General features: G+C 62.3%; 18 protein-coding genes. 9 read left to right on the top strand and 9 right to left on the bottom strand.

What is annotated here, in order from left to right; translation table 11 throughout:
* Positions 1-53 precede the first annotated feature (53 nt).
* The 4 genes from AC1Q6C_RS20680 to AC1Q6C_RS20665 all read right to left on the bottom strand — a co-directional run bounded on the left by AC1Q6C_RS20680 (position 54) and on the right by AC1Q6C_RS20665 (position 4,155).
* Positions 54-866 carry an ATP-binding cassette domain-containing protein gene (locus AC1Q6C_RS20680; RefSeq protein ID WP_007727336.1) on the bottom strand — a complete coding sequence of 271 codons (813 nt, stop codon included), beginning with the start codon at positions 864-866 and terminating at the stop codon, positions 54-56.
* A 3-nt stretch (positions 867-869) separates the two neighbouring features.
* Positions 870-1,928 carry an ABC transporter permease gene (locus AC1Q6C_RS20675; protein ID WP_003940759.1) on the bottom strand — a complete coding sequence of 353 codons (1,059 nt, stop codon included), beginning with the start codon at positions 1,926-1,928 and terminating at the stop codon, positions 870-872.
* Positions 1,929-1,991: 63 nt separating this feature from the next.
* The gene (locus tag AC1Q6C_RS20670; RefSeq protein ID WP_007727338.1) at positions 1,992-2,993 is read right to left on the bottom strand and encodes a substrate-binding domain-containing protein; all 1,002 of its coding nucleotides are present in this window, start codon (positions 2,991-2,993) and stop codon (positions 1,992-1,994) included.
* Positions 2,994-3,153: 160 nt separating this feature from the next.
* Positions 3,154-4,155 (bottom strand): LacI family DNA-binding transcriptional regulator, encoded by a 1,002-nt coding sequence (locus AC1Q6C_RS20665; protein ID WP_054827635.1) that lies wholly within the window; start codon positions 4,153-4,155, stop codon positions 3,154-3,156.
* Between the two features lie 115 nt (positions 4,156-4,270).
* Here AC1Q6C_RS20665 and AC1Q6C_RS20660 point away from each other — a divergent pair, with 115 nt between their 5' ends.
* The 4 genes from AC1Q6C_RS20660 (at position 4,271) to AC1Q6C_RS20645 (ending at position 7,806) form a co-directional block, all read left to right on the top strand.
* Positions 4,271-5,296 carry a Gfo/Idh/MocA family oxidoreductase gene (locus AC1Q6C_RS20660; protein ID WP_042923507.1) on the top strand — a complete coding sequence of 342 codons (1,026 nt, stop codon included), beginning with the start codon at positions 4,271-4,273 and terminating at the stop codon, positions 5,294-5,296.
* Positions 5,293-6,069: a TIM barrel protein gene (locus AC1Q6C_RS20655; RefSeq protein ID WP_080726629.1), complete on the top strand. Its 777-nt coding sequence runs from the start codon at positions 5,293-5,295 to the stop codon at positions 6,067-6,069. Before AC1Q6C_RS20660 ends, AC1Q6C_RS20655 begins: the two co-directional genes overlap by 4 nt.
* A gap of 173 nt (positions 6,070-6,242) precedes the next feature.
* The gene (locus AC1Q6C_RS20650; RefSeq protein ID WP_230359701.1) at positions 6,243-7,427 is read left to right on the top strand and encodes a phytanoyl-CoA dioxygenase family protein; all 1,185 of its coding nucleotides are present in this window, start codon (positions 6,243-6,245) and stop codon (positions 7,425-7,427) included.
* A 61-nt stretch (positions 7,428-7,488) separates the two neighbouring features.
* The gene (locus tag AC1Q6C_RS20645) at positions 7,489-7,806 is read left to right on the top strand and encodes a hypothetical protein (protein WP_037125592.1); all 318 of its coding nucleotides are present in this window, start codon (positions 7,489-7,491) and stop codon (positions 7,804-7,806) included.
* Positions 7,807-7,845: 39 nt separating this feature from the next.
* Here AC1Q6C_RS20645 and AC1Q6C_RS20640 read toward each other — a convergent pair whose 3' ends face one another.
* The 5 genes from AC1Q6C_RS20640 to AC1Q6C_RS20620 form a co-directional block, all read right to left on the bottom strand.
* Complete coding sequence (locus AC1Q6C_RS20640; protein ID WP_100245418.1) at positions 7,846-8,271, bottom strand: hypothetical protein; 426 nt, start codon at positions 8,269-8,271, stop codon at positions 7,846-7,848.
* 58 nt (positions 8,272-8,329) lie between these two features.
* Positions 8,330-9,766, bottom strand: coding sequence for a rifampin monooxygenase Iri (gene iri / locus AC1Q6C_RS20635; protein WP_230359699.1), 1,437 nt, complete (start codon positions 9,764-9,766; stop codon positions 8,330-8,332).
* A 121-nt stretch (positions 9,767-9,887) separates the two neighbouring features.
* Positions 9,888-11,270: an MFS transporter gene (locus AC1Q6C_RS20630; RefSeq protein ID WP_081305327.1), complete on the bottom strand. Its 1,383-nt coding sequence runs from the start codon at positions 11,268-11,270 to the stop codon at positions 9,888-9,890.
* A 30-nt stretch (positions 11,271-11,300) separates the two neighbouring features.
* Positions 11,301-12,449: a Gfo/Idh/MocA family protein gene (locus AC1Q6C_RS20625; protein ID WP_021332507.1), complete on the bottom strand. Its 1,149-nt coding sequence runs from the start codon at positions 12,447-12,449 to the stop codon at positions 11,301-11,303.
* A 106-nt stretch (positions 12,450-12,555) separates the two neighbouring features.
* On the bottom strand, positions 12,556-13,293 hold the full coding sequence (locus AC1Q6C_RS20620) for a GntR family transcriptional regulator (RefSeq protein ID WP_003941006.1): 738 nt from the start codon (positions 13,291-13,293) through the stop codon (positions 12,556-12,558).
* A 199-nt stretch (positions 13,294-13,492) separates the two neighbouring features.
* On the opposite strand from AC1Q6C_RS20620, the gene iolC reads away from it, so the two are divergent.
* Genes iolC through AC1Q6C_RS20595 form a run of 5 tightly spaced genes read left to right on the top strand, consistent with a single transcriptional unit; the run spans position 13,493 to position 19,211 of the window.
* The gene (gene iolC / locus AC1Q6C_RS20615; protein WP_230359698.1) at positions 13,493-14,497 is read left to right on the top strand and encodes a 5-dehydro-2-deoxygluconokinase; all 1,005 of its coding nucleotides are present in this window, start codon (positions 13,493-13,495) and stop codon (positions 14,495-14,497) included.
* Positions 14,490-15,389, top strand: coding sequence for a Cgl0159 family (beta/alpha)8-fold protein (locus AC1Q6C_RS20610; RefSeq protein ID WP_021332504.1), 900 nt, complete (start codon positions 14,490-14,492; stop codon positions 15,387-15,389). The genes iolC and AC1Q6C_RS20610 overlap by 8 nt, the downstream gene beginning before the upstream one ends.
* A 21-nt stretch (positions 15,390-15,410) precedes the next feature.
* Entirely contained in the window at positions 15,411-16,283 is an 873-nt protein-coding gene (gene iolB / locus AC1Q6C_RS20605; protein WP_030535075.1) for a 5-deoxy-glucuronate isomerase, read from the top strand.
* A 14-nt stretch (positions 16,284-16,297) separates the two neighbouring features.
* The gene (gene iolD / locus AC1Q6C_RS20600) at positions 16,298-18,253 is read left to right on the top strand and encodes a 3D-(3,5/4)-trihydroxycyclohexane-1,2-dione acylhydrolase (decyclizing) (protein WP_230359697.1); all 1,956 of its coding nucleotides are present in this window, start codon (positions 16,298-16,300) and stop codon (positions 18,251-18,253) included.
* Positions 18,254-18,305: 52 nt separating this feature from the next.
* A complete protein-coding gene (locus AC1Q6C_RS20595; protein WP_007727370.1) occupies positions 18,306-19,211 on the top strand; it encodes a sugar phosphate isomerase/epimerase family protein in 906 nt (301 codons plus the stop codon).
* The last annotated feature ends 24 nt before the right edge of the window (positions 19,212-19,235 follow it).

The raw sequence follows: 19,235 nt of genomic DNA, 5'->3' as shown, positions 1-19,235 counted from the left end.
CGACTACAGCCTCGGTTCGATTCGAACCGAGGCTGTAGTCGCGAGGTTTTGATCTAGCGGCGAAGCTCGTGGGTCAGCGTCTCGAGCTCGTCACCGCCCGCCATCTCCTTGGTCAGTTCTTCGAGTGAGATGTCGTCGTACTTGGCGTCGAGCTTCTGCCTGCCTCGGTTGAGGAGCACGAAGTGATCGCCGACCATGTACGCGTGGTGCGGATTGTGCGTGATGAAGATGACGCCGAATCCCTGTTCCTTGGCAGCGGTGATGTAGCGCAACACCATTCCCGACTGCTTGACGCCGAGCGCTGCTGTCGGCTCGTCGAGAATCAGCACGCGCGCGCCGAAGAAGATGGCGCGGGCGATGGCAACACACTGACGCTGACCGCCCGAGAGACTACCGATCGGTGCGTCGACGTCAGGTAGTTCGATGCCCATCTTCGACAGTTCCGAAAGAGTCGTCGCGCGCATGGCGTTGGCGTCGAGCGACTTGATCAGACCGCCCTTGCGCAGTTCCTGCCCGAGGAAGAAGTTGCGCCACACCGGCATCAACGCAACGACGGCGAGGTCCTGATAGACCGTCGCGATGCCTTTGCCGAGAGCTTCTTTCGGCGAGTGGAATGTTGTCGGTTCACCGTCGACGAGTAGTTCACCTTCGCTCTGTTGGTGCAGACCGGCGATGATCTTGATCAGCGTGGACTTGCCTGCGCCGTTGTCACCGAGCACGCCTGTTACTTCACCCGCACCGACGCGCAGGTTGATTCCCTTGAGCGCGATGATGTTTCCGTATTGCTTACCGACGTCCTTGAGCTCGATCAGTGGCACGTTGCCGCCCGAGTTCGAGAGAGCGGGAACTTCAGCTGTGGTACTCATGTGTCACCTTTTCGCAGCGTAGTTGCGGAATGCGTTGTTGGCGATGACCGCGAAGAGCAGCATGGCGCCGAGGAAGAACTTGAACCAGTCCGGGTTCCAGCCTGCGTAGACGATGCCCTGGTTGGTCATACCGAAGATGAATGCACCGATCGCAGCGCCGATCGCGGTTCCGTAACCACCGGTGAGCAGGCAACCGCCGATGACTGCGGCGATGATGTACAGGAACTCGTTACCGACACCCTGACCGGACTGAACGGTGTTGAACGAGAACAGCAGATGCATGCCCACGAACCAGGCAGCAAAGCCGACGGTCATGAACAAGCCGATCTTGACTGCGGTCACGGGCACACCGATCGCGCGGGCACTGTCCTGATTGCCGCCGACCGCGAAGATCCAGTTGCCGATCTTGGTCTTGAACAAAACAAATGTTGCAATCGCGGTGAACAGCAGCCACCACACGACCGTGATCTTGACGGACACCCCGAAGACCGAGAACGACGACGCGAATACCTTTTTGGCGGAATCGAATCCAGCCATGTCGGAGACGCTGGGTGTGGCCACCTGACCACTCACGAGCTTGGTGACGGCCAGGTTGATACCGGTCAACATCAGGAAAGAACTCAAGGTGATGAGAAAGCTGGGAATCTTCGTCTTCATGACGAGGTAGCCGTTGAAGAATCCGACGGCGAGCGAGACGACCAGCGCCAGAATCGCGCCCACCCACAGGTTGAGGTGCAGGTTGTAGGCGATCATCGACGCGGCGAGCGAGGACGTGGTGACTGCGACGCCGGCGGAGAGGTCGAACTCGCCGCCGATCATGAGCAGGGCGACCGCGCAAGCCATGATGCCGATCGTGGAGCTGGAGTAGAGCACTGTCGCAAGCGCTTCCGGCGTACGGAACGGTGCCGCGACGATACAGAAGAAGATGAAGATGGCGATGGCGCCGACAAGTGAACCCATCTCCGGGCGGAGCAGCAGACGCTGAATGCGCTTTTGCTCCTTCACCCGTTCATCGGTCACGACTTTATGGGCGGCAAGGTCGAGATCTGCCTGAGTGGACATGATTTCCCTTCCGTGCTGGACAGGCGCACGGAGGGCGGACTCTCAGCCCTCCGTGCGCCCGGATCAGCGAGTTCCGTTCTTGGCGTACTCGGCGACCGAGTCGATGTTGGTGTTGTCGATGAACGCGGGTCCGGTCAGGGTGGGCAAGCCACCACCGATCACGTTGCCGTTGTTGAGGTAAAGCCACAGCGAATCGATGGCGAGGTAGCCCTGCAGGAAGGGTTGCTGGTCCACTGCCCACTGCACGTCACCGGATTTGATGGCGTCGACGAGCGCCGCGTTGGTGTCGAAGGTGACGACCTTCGCCTTGCTGCCCGCATTGCCGACCGACGTCACGGACGTCAATGCGAACGGCGCACCGAGCGCGAGAACTCGATCGATTGCCGGGTCCTGTTGAAGTTTCGCGGTGATGGTCGACTCCACCGACGGCATGTCCTTGCCGTTGACGTTGAGAATCTCCGTCGTTCCCTTGAACGACTTCTTCACACCGGCGCACCGTGATTCGAGGCTCACGTTGCCCTGCTCCTGAATCACGCACAGCACCTTGGTGGCACCTTCGGTGTTGAGTCGCTCGCCGGCAGCTTCACCGGCAATCGACTCGTCCTGACCGAAGTACTCCTTGACGCCCATGTCCTTCCAGGTTTCGAGGCCCGAGTTGAGGGCGACCACCGGAATGCCCGCGGCGGTGGCACTTTGGACCGCTGCAACCATGGCGTCGGGCTTCGCGAGCGTGACGGCGATCCCGTCGACCTTGCTGTCGATCGCACTCTGAACCAAGTTGGCCTGGTTCGGTGCCTCCGGATCGGCGGAGTACCGAAGTTCGATGTTGTCCTTGGCCGCTGCGGTTTCGGCGCCCTTGCGCACCAGATCCCAGAACGTGTCACCGGGAACTTCATGGGTGATCATCGCAATGGTGGCGCGGGGCGTGTCCGCCGTACCCGCGCCCATTCCGGATCCGGAAGAATCCGGCTTACCGCCGGTGCTGGAACAGGCGGCCAGACCCAAGACCACGACTGAGGCTCCGGCCAGTACGGCAACGCTCTTGCGTCCCGTGAGAAACGACATGTGAACTCCCTCTCGACATCAACCAACGGCCCGCGAACGGATGGTGCTCGGTTGTATGTGAAAGATGTAATACCCGTCACAGTCGAATGTCAATAGTTTGTTCTGACATTAGGACTGCTTATCAAAGACCAGACAAACTGAAGGGAGTGGAAAGGCCAGGTCAACGCGCTGCAGGTCCAGTTGAACCTCGAACCACTAGTTGTGGTTGCGCGACTATGTCCTTGCCCAAGAGTCCACTTCCGCCATCGAGACGTTCGGAGATTCGCTCCACCGCGGCGCCACCCAGAAACGCCGTGTCCTGCCCGACGCTGGTCAGATCGATGTGCGCCAAACCTGCCAATGCACTGTTGTCGAATCCGATCACGGAGACGTCGCCGGGCACCGAGACTCCCGCACGCAAGAAGACGTCCAGGACTCCTAGCGCGCAACGATCATTGAAAGCGAAGACCGCACCGGGAATCCCTTGTTCGACCATCGACCGCGCGGCGTCCGCGCCGAACTCCTCCGTGAGGCCGCCGGGAAGTATCCGCGATTCCAGTCCGGCCGCCCGCATGGCCTTCCGGTAGCCCTGACGCCTCTCCTGGGCACCCGGACCGCGTCCGCCGTCGACGTGGACGATCGAGCGGTGCCCGAGTCCGACGAGATGATTCACGGCCATCACGGCGCCCGCCTCGTCGTCCGTGCGGACAACGTCCACATGTGCTGAGGGCATCTTCCGGGCGAGCACGACGACGGGAACCTTGGCCGCCAGGTCGACGATCTCCGATTCCGGCGCCTGCGAACCCAACAGCAAGATCGCCTCGCATCGGTCGTCGAGCAGGGTGCGCACGGCGCGCGAGCCAGGCCTGCGGTCCGAGACGGCGCTGAGAACGACGTCGTAGCGCAAGCGTTCGGCTGCGTCGTAGATCTCGTCGAGCAGCTCCGCGTGAAAGGTTTGCGCGGCAACATAACTGACACCGATCAGGCGGCTGCGATGCTGGCGCAGCAGTCGCGCCGCGTTGTCGGGTCGATAGCCGAGTTCGTCCGCGGCCGCCTTGACCCGTACCCGCGTCGCATCGCTGGCACCCGGGACATCGCGAATGACGATGGACACCAGTGCGCGTGACACACCGGCCAGGTCTGCTACGTCTTGCAAGGTGGGGCGTCGACTGTTCACCTCCACAGACTAGATCGTTCCAGCGAATACACGCCGAAACGTTGACGCACGAGGCAACCAGCGCTTTACTGACACGACTAGAACGATCTAGTTCCTCATCCTCACTCCGAACGGAGCCCCCATGTCTGCCTCTGTTGCAGTCGGTCTGATCGGCGCTGGATGGATCGGCCGTTTCCACGGCGAGTCCGTCGCGCTGCGTATCCCCGGCACCCGTCTCGTCGCCGTCGCCGATCCTGCGCCCGGCGCTGCGGCGTCGTTGATCGAACGTGTCAGTCCCGACGCCCGCGCGTACACCGACGCCCTTGAGCTGATTGCCGATCCGACCGTCGAAGCGGTGCTCATCAGTACGCCCGCATCAACTCACACCGATCTCGTGGTAGCAGCAGCGGAGGCAGGCAAGCATGTCTTCTGCGAAAAGCCGATGGCATTGACGCTCGAGGACGCCGATCGCGCAATCGGCGCATGCGCCGCGAACAATGTTGCGCTGCAGGTCGGTTTCAACCGGCGCTTCGCCGCCGACTTCGCCGCGGCACACGACGTGATCACCTCCGGTGGGATCGGGACACCGCAGCTACTTCGCTCTCTGACTCGCGATCCGGGAATCACCGCCGACGTCGCCTCCCGAGTCAAGCCGTGGACCATCTTCAACGAGACACTGATTCACGACTTCGACGCCCTGCTCTGGCTCAACCCGGGGGCACGCGTCGTCGAGGTGTTCGCGCAGGCCGATGCTCTCGTCCATCCGCAGTACAAGGAGCAGGGGTACCTCGATACGTCGATGGTTCAGTTGCGGTTCGACAACGGCGCCTTCGCGTCGGCCGAGGCCAACTTCCAGGCCACCTACGGTTACGACGTTCGCGGCGAGGTTTTCGGTTCCGGTGGAATGGTGAGTGCAGGCGAGGTCACGCGGACCGCGATGCGTCATTACAGCTCACCGGGCGTTCTGGCCGACACACCTCGGGTGAACATCGAACTGTTTCACGACGCCTATGTTGCCCAGCTGGCGCACTTCGCAGACTGCATCCGCTCCGGCAGCGCGCCGTCGGTCGACGGTCTCGATGCTCGCAACGCCCTGGAAATCGCACTGGCTGCAAAAGAATCCGTGGAAACCGGACTGCCCGTATCGCTGCTGTCGGTGCCGCAGTGAGCCCCTTCGATTTGGCGGTCTCTGCCGAGATGACGTTCACCGAACTCCCTGTCGTCGAACGCATTCGGCGGATCTCGGAGGCGGGGTTCGCAGCCGAGATCTGGAGTTGGCAAGACAAGGACCTCGATGCTCTGGTCGCCACCGGGGCTCGGTTCTCCTCGATGACCGGCTATCTTCACGGCGATTTGTTCGACGAAGCGGGCAGCGCCGAACTCGTACGTACAGCGGCGCTATGCCTCACGCCGGCAGCGAAACTCGGCGTTCCTCGGCTGAACTTCCATACCGGCGAGCTGATCGACGGACAGGCCGCGCGCCCGCAGTATCGAACTACGGGAGCGATGTGGCTGACGGCCCAACGCGCTCTCGAGAAGATCGCGCGACTGGGTGAAGACGCCGGAGTCGTCTTCTGCCTCGAGAATCTCAATACGATCGTCGATCACCCTGGCGTACCGATGGCCAGAGCCAAAGACACTCTGGCACTGGTGGAATCCGTCTCACACCCCAACCTCAAGATGATGCTCGACCTCTACCACGCACAGATCGGCGAAGGAAACCTCATCGAACTCGTGCGGCGTTGTGGTGACAACATCGGCGAGATTCAGGTGGCCGACGTACCCGGCCGATGCGAACCCGGAACCGGCGAGATCAACTACCCAGCCATCGCACGCGTTCTCGCCGAGCAGGGTTACACCGGCACGATCGGATTGGAGGGCTGGGCATCCGGAGACAGTGACACCGCACTCACTGCTTTCCGGAACGCCTTCACTCTCTAACTCTCACCCAGGAACGTGATCCCTTCGTAGCGCGCAGATCTTCCGTCACCGGTCGAGTCCACGGGGAGCGCTTCCTGAGGTCTTTTTGATGGATTTCAGGGGTAGTTTCGATGGCTTTTCCTTGGCAGTCTTTGAGTCACAGCACATCGTGAACTCCGCAGGAAGGCCCCCGAATGACTCCAGCACTGACCGACCACACCGTGCCGTTCGCGGGTAGATTGCACCGAGAAGATTGCAACATCGAAGACTTCGCCGCTCTGGTCGCACACGAGACAGACCCCGTCGATTACCCGTACGCCCATTCGGTGGCCGACGGCGTTCTTCTCTACCGCTCGGATGCTCTGGTCGACAAATTGTCGAATCCTGAAATCCGGGCGGAGATTCAGGACGAGATCGCCCGCGCGTTACTCACCGGTCCAGGCATCACGGTCTTCCAAGGCGCGTTCGACGCGGAGGTATTGGATCGCGCCAGTGCGGTCTTCCGTGAACTCATTGCGCGCCAACACGAAGCCGGCACGGTGTCCGGAGATCACTTCGCCAAACCCGGAGCCAATGACCGGATCTGGGGAGCACAACTGAAGTTGGCGCTCGAAGATCCCAAGGCTTACGTCGACTACTACGCAAACAGCATTGTCGCTTTGGCTTCGGAAGCCTGGCTCGGCCCCATGTATCAGGTGACGTCGGACGTCAACGTCGTCAATCCCGGTGGCGCCGAACAGAATCCACATCGCGACTACCACCTCGGTTTCATGTCGAGCGACGTCGCTGCGAAGTTCCGAGCGCACGTTCATCGCTTGACCCCCGCCCTCACCTTGCAAGGTGCAGTCGCCCATGTGGACATGCCGGTCGAGACGGGCCCGACGAAATATCTGCCGTACTCCCAACAATTCGAATCCGGATACCTCGCGTTCGAGCGTCCCGAGTTCAAGGAGTTCTTCGAGGCCAATTACGTCCAATTACCTTTGGAGAAGGGAGATGCCGTCTTCTTCAACCCTGCACTGTTCCACGCCGCCGGCCACAACAAATCCGCCGACGTCCTGCGCATGGCAAATCTTCTTCAGGTGTCGTCAGCCTTCGGTCGCGCCCTCGGAACCATTGACCGGGACGCGCTCGTCAACGCGATCTATCCGGCACTGCTCGCCCTCAGCGAAGCAGGTTCCGACGAGTCCGTTCGCTGTGCCGTCGCCGCTTCCGCTGAGGGCTACGCCTTCCCGACCAATCTGGACCGAGACCAACCGATCGACGGCCTCGCGCCTCAGACGCAGGCCGAACTAGTGATGGAGGCGGTTCGCGAGCGGATCTCGCCTGACCATCTGGCCGAGTTGCTGAAGGCACAGTCCGAGAGACGAATGGCCTGAGGGACGACAGCGCTGACGAGACTTGGACCGCCCAATGCCGGTCAGTCGGTACGCTCGTGGCATGGGGTGGGACTTGTTAGTGCTGTTCGCCATGATCGGCCCGTTGGCGGTGTTCGGGTGGGCGGCTGTTCGGGCAAGGCGCCGCGGGCTTGGGGGGTCGTTCGTCGGGCCGTTTCAGGAGATGTTCGATCCCGGTGCGGCGCGAGCACAGACTGTCATCGAACAGATCGCGGAACTTCCGGATCCTGCGGACTCCGGCGACCCGGACAACGACGACGATGTGCCGTACACAGTCGCCTACGAGGGTGTTCGGCTCCACATCAACCCCGGTAAGGCTCGACAGCGCGGAGGCGACGGGACCACCAAGCGAGCTCAGTGAAAGTCGGACCGGATACAACGCGAGGGAGAACTGGTTCAGTCAGGGCCGGCGAAGTTGATAGGTGACACCGTTCTCCAACTCATCTGAGCTGAAGGACTCCGGAGAGAAGTGGCCCAAGCTCACCTCATAGTTTCTCTGGTTTGCGGGGACGGCATCAAAATGTGCGGTGTAGGAGCAGGTGCTCATTCCGTCGGGAAGTTGATCGATTGCCTCGACCTCGAGTGCCGACCTTGTGGATGCAGCGCCGCTGCCCCCGAAAATCTGAATCTGGTCGTTCGGAGCAACACGAATCATGTCGATCACGCACTCTCCAGAGACCGTCTCGGCCTGCTCTGCCTGACCGGTCACCGTTATCGTGGCGGCAAAGGTTTTCGGCACATCGACATTGGTCGTGCAGCTTGTCAGCATCAGCGCTCCCACAGAGCCCGCTGCCGCAGCCGCAACCTGTGCTGACCTTCGCCTCATAGTCGTCAACGGTAGTGCGTCCGAGTCGCCACGGTGCTCGGTTGCCGAATCCGAAGAGTCACACGGGGCCCGTCGCCGGCCGGCCGAACCACGTGGACAGCTGAGTATCCAACTCCGCCTGCGAATCCCCCACCCATGCCACGTGACCGTCCGGTCGAAGCAGGACAGCCGGTGAGTCCAATTCGGTGCTGGTGTCGACTACGTGGTCGACTCGATCGCTCCAACCATCTACCGCCAGTTGGCTACCCTGGTCGAGAAGAAGTCCGCGGCCGGATCGCATCAGGTCGTACAGGTTGCCGCGGGTCAACGCGATGTTCCGCAGCCGCCGACCGAGTAGGTCGTCGCCTTCGCCGAAGTCGTAGCGAATCGAGATCGCAGTGATCTTCTCGGTCAGATAGCGCTTGACGTCTTCGAATTCCATCAACTCGGAGATCAAGCGTCGCACAGCTTGTGGACCGGCTGCGGTGGAGATCAGCTCCGCCTGCGCGCGCGTGTTGTCGAGGACGTCGGCAGCCACCGGACGCCGTTCCGATTCGTACGTGTCGAGCAGGCCGTCCGGTGCCCAGCCGTTGATCTCGGCGGCGAGCTTCCAGCCGAGGTTGAAGGCATCTTGCACACCGAGATTGAGACCTTGACCGCCCATCGGTGGGTGGATGTGTGCGGCATCGCCGGCGAGGAACACCCGGTCGCGCCGGTAGTGCTCCGCTAGACGGGTGGCGTCGCCGAAGCGCGAGAGCCACCGCGGCGAGTGCACACCGAAGTCGGTACCCGCAATGGCCAGTAGCTGTTGTTTGATGTCGTCGAGGGTGGTGGGAACCGCGCGACCGTCGGCAACTTCGGCCGCGGGTACCACGACGCGAAAAGCACCATTGCCGGCGGGACCGACTCCGAATCGTTTGTGCGTTTCCCGGATTTCGGCGACAACGGCGGCCAGTTCATCAGCCGGCATGGTCACGTCCATTTCGCCGATCAACGTGTCGGCGCTCGACGGCTCGCCGGGAAACCCGACGTCGACCAGCTTCCGAACAGTGCTGCGGCCGCCGTCGCAGCCCACGAGATAACGCGCGTGAAGTGTTGTGCCGTCGGACAATTCCGCTGTGACGCTATCGGTATCTTGACGGATCGCGACGACGCGCTTCCCTCGCTGAATGTCCGCACCGACTTTGGTGGCATGTTCGGCAAGAATCCTGTCGATCTCGGGCTGAGGAATGCCCAGTACGTACCCGTGCGCAGTATCGAGGTGCGCCGGTGCCGGTTTGCTGATCCCCGCGAAGAATCCACCGAGCGGATACTTGCGGCCGTGCGCGAGGAACTTGTCCAGCAACCCGCGCTGCTCCATGATTTCGATACTGCGCACATGGATGCCGAGGGCACGGACGAACTGAGTCGGCTCCTCGTCCTTGTCCACGACGACGACATCGACGCCCTGCAGCCGGAGCTCACCTGCCAGCATCAATCCAGTTGGTCCAGCACCGACAATGATGACGTCACTCATGCGATCCCCTCCTCCGGGCAAGGCTTTTGATTGCTCGCAGCAGACGAGTGTGCACCATCACCGGGGCCTTGCCGCAAGCCCCGGGTCCCGCGTTATGATGAAGGTGGCGGAAGACGCTTCATCAGCGCACCAACACCACAGCACCCGTATCGCGTGGGAGCCGCCAACTCTCGATCACCGTCGGCACCAGCATGGCCCCGAGAACACCCAGCGTCAGAGAAAACGGCACTCCGCCGCTCAGATCCTCCGACTCCGCCAACGGTGTACAGAGCGTGATCACCAAAGCGGACAGTGCAATACCCAGACCGGACGCCAACTCTTGCAGCGTTGCATGCAGAGTATTGGCATCGGTCAGCTCACCCGAGTCGACGTCGGCGAACGCCAAGCTGTTGTACGCGGTGAACCCGATGGATCGCAACGCGCCACTGACAAACAGTGCGACAGCGATTACGACGTCCGGTGTCGTCGACGAGATCAGTACCAGCGCACCGAAGCACACCACCGACAGAACTCCGTTTCCCACCAGAACTAGTCTGATCCCGAATCTGCGCATGAGCGGAGTGGTGAGCGGTTTGATCGCGATATTCCCCGCGAACAGGGCCATCACCAGCAGACCGGCCTTGAACGCCGACATTTCGAATCCCACTTGGAACAACAACGGCAGCACAAACGGCACGCCCATGATCACGAGCCGGTACAGCGAGCCGCTCGACGCGACGAGCCGAAACGATCGAAGTCGGAGGACGCCGAGCGCGATGAGCGGATGATCCGACCGGACGAGGTGAATGACGGCCAAGCTCAACAAGATCAGAGCCGCAACGATCCCGAGGCCCACTCGTAGCCAGTCGGTTCCGGCACTGTGCACGTTATCGAGCGCCACGACAAGCACTGCGACGCCTGCTCCGATCACCACCAATCCCAGCCAGTCGAGGCTCCGTTTCTGCGCCTCCCGAATGTCGGGCACCATGCGCAATGCCAGCAGAAACCCGACGATCCCGATCGGAACGTTGATCAGAAAGATCCAGCGCCACGAAGCGATCGACACGATGGCTCCACCCACAGCGGGCGCAAGAACCGGCGCTGTGAGCGCCGGCCACGTCAAGTAGGCGATAGCCCGTACGAGTTCCGCCTTCGACGTCACCCGCAATACTGCGAGCCGCCCCACCGGCACCATCATGGCGCCGCCTACCCCTTGTAAAGCACGCATTCCCACCAGCATCGGGAGGGAGGTGCTCAGTGCACATCCCACCGACGCCACCGTGAAAACGGCTATGGCAGAGATGAAGACACGTCGCGTTCCGAATCTGTCGGCCATCCATCCGCTCGCCGGGATCAGGACGGCCAACACCAGGAGGTACGAAGAAACGGCGACATTGACGTCGACGGCATCAACTCCGAAAGATTGGGCGATCGACGGCAGTGCCGTTGCGAGAATCGTCGCGTCCAGCATCTCCATGAACAGCGCTGCTGCCACGAGCAGCGCCAGTCCGCGGGGAAATGTCACTGCACCAGAGCCTTTCGGAGGAGCTGTCGATCAGCCGAGAGAAATCCAGCTGCCGGAGGTCACCGAGGCGACCATCGCGTCCAGAGCCTGTGCGGACGCGACTGCATCAGCGATGGTCGCGCCCTGCGGCGCTCCGTCCACGATCGAGGCGATGAAATTGCGAGCCTCGATCACTTTCAGGTCGTCGTAGCCCATCGCGTTGGCCGCGCCAGGCTGGAAGCGGCCGAACTCACCGGACTCGGGGCCGACCAGAACCGTCGTGACGGATTGGTCCTGGTACTTCGAGCCGAGGCTGGTGCCCAGTTCACCCATCCGGCGGTAGTCCCAGAACACGGCACCTTTCGTGCCGTGAATCTCGAATCCGTAATTGTTCTGCTCTCCCACGGCGACGCGGCATGCTTCGAGGGTGCACCGGCCACCCGACCCGAGGCGCAGAAGTGCGCTGACGAAGTCTTCGTTCTCGACAGCCCCCATCTCCCCACCGCTGGCCCGCGCATGTCCACTGGTAGCGGCGGACGGACGCGCACGCTCCGGGATGAAGATCGCAGTATCCGCAACGAGAGCGTCGACGTCACCGAGAAGATGACGAATCAGATCGATGCCGTGCGAAGCCAAGTCGCCCAGGACGCCGGCGCCGCCGCGCTCACGCTCGTATCGCCAACTCAAAGCACCTTCAGGGTGGGCCGCATAGTCGCTGAGGAAACGAAAACGCGAGTGCGTGATCGTGCCCAACTCCCCTGAGTCGATCAGGCTCTTTGCCAGGGCCACAGCCGGCGCGTTTCGGTAGTTGAAGCCGACGGTCGACTGCACACCGGCCTTCGAGACTGCTACGGCAACAGCTTTGGCGTCTTCCGTGGACAAGCCGACGGGCTTCTCGATCCAGATGTGTTTGCCGGCCTCTGCCATTGCGACGCCGATTTCACGGTGCAAGAAGTTCGGGGCCGTGATGCTCACCGCGTCGATGGCCGGATCGGCTGCGATATCGCGCCAATCCTGGGTGAAAGCTTCGAAACCGAACTGGTCCGCTGCTTCCTCCCCTCTGCCAGGCACCTCGTCGGCGACGGCGGCCAGGCGGATCACGGGAAGCTGCGGATAGTGCTGCCGCAGACGCAGATACGCCTGCGTGTGGACGCGGCCCATCCATCCGAATCCGGCAACTGCTACTGAAATGCCTGTCATGAGGCTCCGTTCGGGTCAAATGATCGAAGGATCGCAGAAATGCTGGGATCACAAATCACCCCCACTGACTCGGTCAGGCGGGTACTCGTGTCACCGGGATCGAGATCTAGCGGTCGACCACGGTGGTGTCGAAGTAGTAACGCGACGCTCGGTAGCAGTGGCTGCCGTACTCGACGGCGCTACCTGAATCGTCAAATGCAGTGCGGCTCATGGTCAAGAGGGCAGCACCCACTTTCTCGTCGAGCAATCCTGCTTCTTCGCGAGTCGCCGCCCGAGCGCCGATTCGCTGCCGCGCCACACGGATGTGAACGCCGCGAGTTCGCAAGGTTTGGTACAGCCCCTGTGTCTCCAACTCCTCGGGATCGGGTGCGATGTCCACCGGAATGTAGTTGGTCATCACGGCAAGCGGTTCGCCGTTGGTGCTTCGCAGACGCCTGATGGTGGCCACTTCGGCGTCAGGTTCGAGGTTGAGTTCCGCGGCAACGTCCTCGGCGGGAACTCCCACCGTGAACTCGAGCAGCTTGGTCGTCGGCGCCTGGCCGGCCCTCGCAAGGTCGTCGAACAGGCTGGTGAGCTCGACCGGGCGGTGCACCGGACTTTGCACCACCTGAGTTCCGACTCCCCGCTTACGAACAAGTAGTCCCTTGTCCACCAGCTCCTGGATCGCGCGTCGAGTGGTCGGACGTGAGAGATTGAGCCGTTTGGCCAACGCCAGTTCATTCTCGAAGCGATCACCTGGGGCAAGTTCGCCACCGAGAATAGCGCCCTCGATTGCCTGTGCCAGCTGAAAATACAGCGGCACCGGGCTCGAGCGGTCCAACTCGACGGCGAGTGCTGCGACCACGGCCAACTCCGATCTGTCTTGGGAAGGCGCCGTATCGACGCTACTTCTCTCGGCAGTGTATGCGAACACTAACATTCACTTGACCGCAAGTCATAATGTCCAGACAAACTATTGACAATCGCTGTGTCGCGGCGCACAGTTTCAGTCATACATCGGTGCCCTGCGTGGGCAACCCACCACGAACTCTCGGGAGTCAGTTTTGACAAGCATCAACACTCACCAGAGCGGGTCACACATCCCTGACGCACCCTTCGACGTGCTTGCCATCGGCCGATCGGGGGTGGACATCTACCCACTTCAGACCGGTGTCGGACTCGAGGACGTCGAGACGTTCGGCAAGTTCCTCGGCGGCAGCGCAGCCAATGTCTCGGTGGCGGCCGCGCGCCTCGGCCGGCGAGCAGCACTGATCTCCGGCGTAGGCAGCGATCCTTTCGGGAAGTTCGTCACACGCGAGTTGGCACGTCTGGGCGTCGACAACAGGTTTGTCGTCACCAATTCCGAGTACCCGACACCGGTGACGTTCTGCGAGATCTTCCCTCCTGACGACTTTCCGCTGTACTTCTACCGCAAGCCGCATGCGCCTGATCTTCGGATCACCCCGCAAGACATCGACCTCGACGCCGTTCGAGCATCGTCCCTCTACTGGTCGACTGTGACAGGGCTGTCCGAAGAACCGAGTCGCAGTGCACACTTCGCTGCCTGGGAAGCCCGCGAACGACGCCCGCTGACGGTCCTCGATCTGGACTACCGCCCGATGTTCTGGTCGACGCCCCAAGAAGCAACCAATCAGGTGCAGCGCGCTCTGGCGCACGTGACAGTAGCCGTCGGAAACCGCGAAGAGTGCGAGATCGCGGTCGGTGAGACCAATCCGAACAAGGCCGCCGACGCGCTTCTCGACCTCGGCGTCGAACTGGCCATCGTGAAGCAGGGCCCGAAGGGCGTACTCGGCAAAACGCGAAAGCAGTCGATCACCGTGCCGCCCAACGCCGTCGACGTGGTCAACGGGCTGGGAGCAGGCGACAGCTTCGGCGGATCACTGTGCCACGGACTGTTGGCCGGGTGGCCGCTGGAGAAGGTACTGCGGTACGCCAACGCGGCCGGCGCGATAGTCGCATCTCGGCTCGAATGCTCCACTGCGATGCCGACCGCCGAAGAAGTCCACGATCTCGCCGAAGCCACAGCCACGGAGGCAGTCAATGTCTGACAAGCTCGCCGCCCGCCCCCTCGCCACCACCTACGCCGAAGTGACGGAACTGCGTGCGAGCGATCCGCAGATCATCGAAAAGGCCTGGGCAGCGCGAACTCCTCGCGCCACTGTTCGAGGCAATGGTCGACTGATGATCGTCGCGGCCGATCACCCGGCCCGTGGGGCACTGTCTGTCGGTGGCAAGCCGACAGCGATGAACAGTCGTACAGATCTGCTCGACAGATTACGCACTGCGCTCGACAATCCCGGAGTCGACGGCGTTCTCGGCACCGCGGACATTCTCGACGATCTGCTCCTCCTCGGCGCCCTCGACGACAAGGTCGTCTTCTCGTCGATGAACCGCGGCGGCCTGGCAGGCGCGAGCTTCGAACTCGACGACCGCATGACGGGATACACCGCGGCGGGCACCGCGAAGTTCGGAATGAACGGCGGAAAGATGCTGCTACGCATCGCACTCGACGACGCGGGCACACTGCCCACCATGACGGCATGTGCCGAAGCCGTGGACGAACTGGCCGCGGCCGGACTGATCGCGATGCTCGAGCCGTTTCTCTCCAGCCGCGTGAACGGCAAGGTCGTCAACGATCTCAGCCCCGACGCCGTCATCAAGTCCATCCACATCTCCCAAGGTCTCGGCTCCACCTCGGCGTACACGTGGATGAAACTGCCGGTCGTCGACGAGATGGAACGCGTCATGGATGCGACCACCCTCCCGACGCTCCTCCTGGGGGGAGATCCGCAGATCGCGCCGGAAGAAACGTACGCAAAGTGGGACGCTGCACTTCAGCTGCCGTCCGTGCGCGGACTGATCGTCGGACGCGCGCTGCTCTACCCACCCGACGGCGACGTCACCGCGGCCGTCGACACCGCAGTCAAGCTCGTCCACTAGAAGCGACCTGGCAGGAGCAAGATGTTCAGCAAGTACTACGTCCCCGCCGGATCGTCCGCCGACGGTGATTTCACGACAGTGGTCACGCCGGAGTCCGCCGGGTGGACCGAATCCAGCTTGTGGACACTCGAACTCGCCCCTGGCGCTGACGTCCACCTGCAGTCCGGCGATAACGAGATCATCGTCGTTCCACTGGCGGGTTCGGCCGTGGTTGTTGCCGAGGGGACGGAGATTCCCCTCACTGGCCGCGCATCGGTTTTCGACGGCCCGAGCGATTTCGCGTACGTAGGACGCGACGCCGACTACTCGGTCAGCAGCGCTGACGGGGGCCGCTTCGCTCTGTGCGGAGCACGCGCCGGCGCAAAGCTCCCCCATCGATACGGTCCCGCATCAGGAGTTGCGGTCGAGCTCCGCGGTGCCGGGAACTGCAGCCGACAGGTTCACAACTTCGCCACCGCAGACACCTTCGAGGCCGACTCCATCATCGCGTGTGAGGTCATCACCCCCGGCGGGAACTGGTCGTCGTATCCCAGCCACAAGCACGACGAGAACAGCGACGTCGAATCGGCCCTGGAAGAGATCTACTACTTCGAGATCGACAGAAGCCCCACCGGGACCGAAGGTTTCGGCTACCACCGCGTGTACGGAACCGCCGAGAGACCTATCGAAGTGCTCGAGGAAGTCCGCTCGGGCGACGTCGTTCTCGTGCCGCACGGCTATCACGGCCCGTCCATCGCAGCGCCGGGCCACCACATGTACTACCTCAATGTCATGGCAGGTTCGGGCGAGATCCGGGCGTGGAACATCTGTGACGATCCGCAACACACCTGGCTACGTGGAAGCTGGGATCACCAGGACATCGACCCTCGACTGCCGTTGCAGTCCCACAACTGACGGAAGTGAAAGCTGTGGCACCCACCAACAACGCAACCGGCAATCGTCCACCTCGCGACGAGCCGACCGTATACCTCACCGTTTCTCAAGCTGTCGTCCGCTTCCTCGCCAACCAGTACACCGAACGCGACGGCCAGCGCACCAAGCTGTTCGCCGGCTGCTTCGGAATCTTCGGGCACGGCAACGTCGCCGGACTGGGGCAGGCACTCTTGCAGGCCGAGATCCAGGATCTCGACGCCGGCCGTGAGCCGACACTCCCCTACGTGCTCGGCCGCAATGAACAGGCGATGGTGCACTCGGCTGTCGCGCACGCCCGCATGAAGGACCGCCTGCAGACGTGGGCGGTCTCGTCTAGCGTCGGCCCCGGTGCCACCAACATGATCACCGGCGCGGCACTGGCCACCATCAACCGTCTACCTGTATTACTCCTTCCCGCAGACACTTTCGCGACCCGCGCCAGTGCCCCCGTCTTACAGGAACTCGAACTCCCGTCGAGCGGCGACGTCACAGTCAACGACGCTTTCAAACCCGTCTCACGATACTTCGATCGGGTATGGCGCCCGGAGCAGTTGCCGAGCGCTCTGCTCGCCGGGATGCGCGTTCTCACTGATCCCGTCGAGACCGGCGCGGTCACCATCGCCATCCCGCAGGACGTGCAGGCCGAGGCTTTCGACTGGCCCGAGTCCTTCTTCGCCGAACGGGTGTGGCACGTGGCCCGCCCGCTCCCCGAACGATCGGTGATCGAACGCGCCGCCGCGATCATCCGCTCGGCTCGCAAGCCACTGATCGTCGCCGGCGGCGGCGTGATCTACAGCCAGGCCACCGACTCTCTGGCAGCGTTCTGCGCGCAGACCGGAATCCCCGTGGGGCAGAGCCAGGCCGGCAAGGGTTCATTGGTCTACGACCATCCACAATCCGTCGGGGCGCTGGGGTCCACCGGCACTACGGCTGCAAACGCACTGGCCACCGAGGCTGACGTCGTCATCGGAATCGGTACGCGGTACAGCGATTTCACGAGCGCGTCCCGCACCGCGTTCACCAATCCCGACGTTCGCTTCGTCAACATCAACGTCGCATCACTGGACTCCGTGAAGCAGGGCGGAGTCAGCGTTGTCGCCGACGCACGTGAGGCACTCGACGCGCTGGCACTTGCACTGAACGACTACCGGGTGGACGACGAATATGCGTCCAGGATCGGTGACCTCGCTCGCGATTGGGATGCGATCGTCGAATCCGTCTACAACCCAGCCGAACCCGCTGCCGACGGGTCACTGAATCAGAATCAGGTGATCGGCCTGGTCAACACGCTGTCCGATCCACGTGACGTCGTGGTGTGCGCTGCCGGGTCCATGCCGGGTGACCTCCACAAGCTGTGGCGAACCCGTGATTCAAAGGGGTATCACGTCGAATACGGGTACTCGTGCATGGGATACGAAGTTGCCGGCGGTCTAGGCGTCCGCATGGCGTGCCCCGATCGCGACGTGTTCGTGATGGTCGGCGACGGGTCCTATCTGATGATGGCCACCGAATTGGTCACCGCCGTACAGGAACGCCTCAAGGTCATCGTCGTCCTGGTGCAGAATCACGGATTTGCCTCCATCGGTTCACTGTCCGAGTCGCTGGGTTCCCAGCGCTTCGGCACGCAGTACCGCTACCGCTCGAATGACGGACGTCTCGACGGAGGGGTTCTCCCGGTCGATCTGGCCGCGAACGCTGCCAGCCTCGGTGTCGACGTCATCCGCGCCAACACCGCTGCCGAGTTCGCCGACGCGATCAAGGTTGCCAAAGCAAGCGACACCAGCACCGTCATCCACGTCGAAACCGATCCGCTGATCGGCGCCCCGGACAGCGAATCCTGGTGGGATGTACCGGTATCGGCCACCTCCGAACTGGAGTCCACCAAGAAGGCACGGACAACTTACGAGTCCTGGAAGAAGATCCAGCGACCGTACCTCCGTCCATCCGAATGAAAATTCCGCACAACCACACCCCATAAAGCTTGCCCGCGAAAGGAATCTAGACATGAGCGCGATTCGCGTCGGATCAGCCCCCGACTCCTGGGGCGTGTGGTTTCCGGACGATCCACAGCAGACCCCTTACACACGATTCCTCGACGAGGTATCCGCGTCGGGATACGAATGGATCGAACTCGGCCCGTTCGGATACCTTCCGACCGATCCAGCCAAGTTGACGGACGAACTCGGCGCCCGCGGCCTGAAGCTTTCGGCCGGTACCGTTTTCGAACACCTGCACCAGGACGATTCCTGGGATGCCGTCTGGAATCAGATCAAGGACGTCGCCAAGTTGACCGCAGCCGTCGGCGGCAAGCACGTGGTGGTCATCCCTGAGATGTGGCGCGACCCTTCCACCGGAGCGGTACTCGAAGACCGCAATCTGACGCCCGAGCAGTGGCGTAAGAAAACCGACGGCATGAACGCTCTCGGGAAGGCAATGCTCGAGGAGTACGGCGTCATGGCGCAGTACCATCCTCACGCCGACAGCCATGTCGACATCGAGGACAACGTCTACAAGTTCCTCGAAGGTACAGACGAGCGTTTCGTGAACCTGTGCCTCGATACCGGCCACATCAGCTACTGCGGCGGTGACAACCTCGCCATCATCAACAAGCATCCGGAGCGCATCGGGTACCTGCACCTCAAGCAGGTGGATCCGGCGATCGTCGCCAAGGTGGAGGCGGAGGACCTGCCGTTCGGCGAAGCCGTCAAACTCGGCGCGATGATCGAACCACCGCGCGGAATACCGGACATGCCGCCGCTTCTGGAGGCCATCGAGAAGCTCGGCATCGACGTGTTCGCGATCGTCGAGCAGGACATGTATCCCTGCCATCCCGACACACCGCTGCCCATCGCAGCGCGCACTCAGAAATACCTGTCCACCTGTGGCGTCCCCGCCGTCCGTTTCAACTGATCAACACAATCGAGGAGTACCACC

The organism is Rhodococcus sp. MT28 (genome assembly GCF_058792695.1).
Note: the sequence above shows the minus strand (reverse complement) of the source record. Positions and strands in the feature narration are given on the sequence as shown.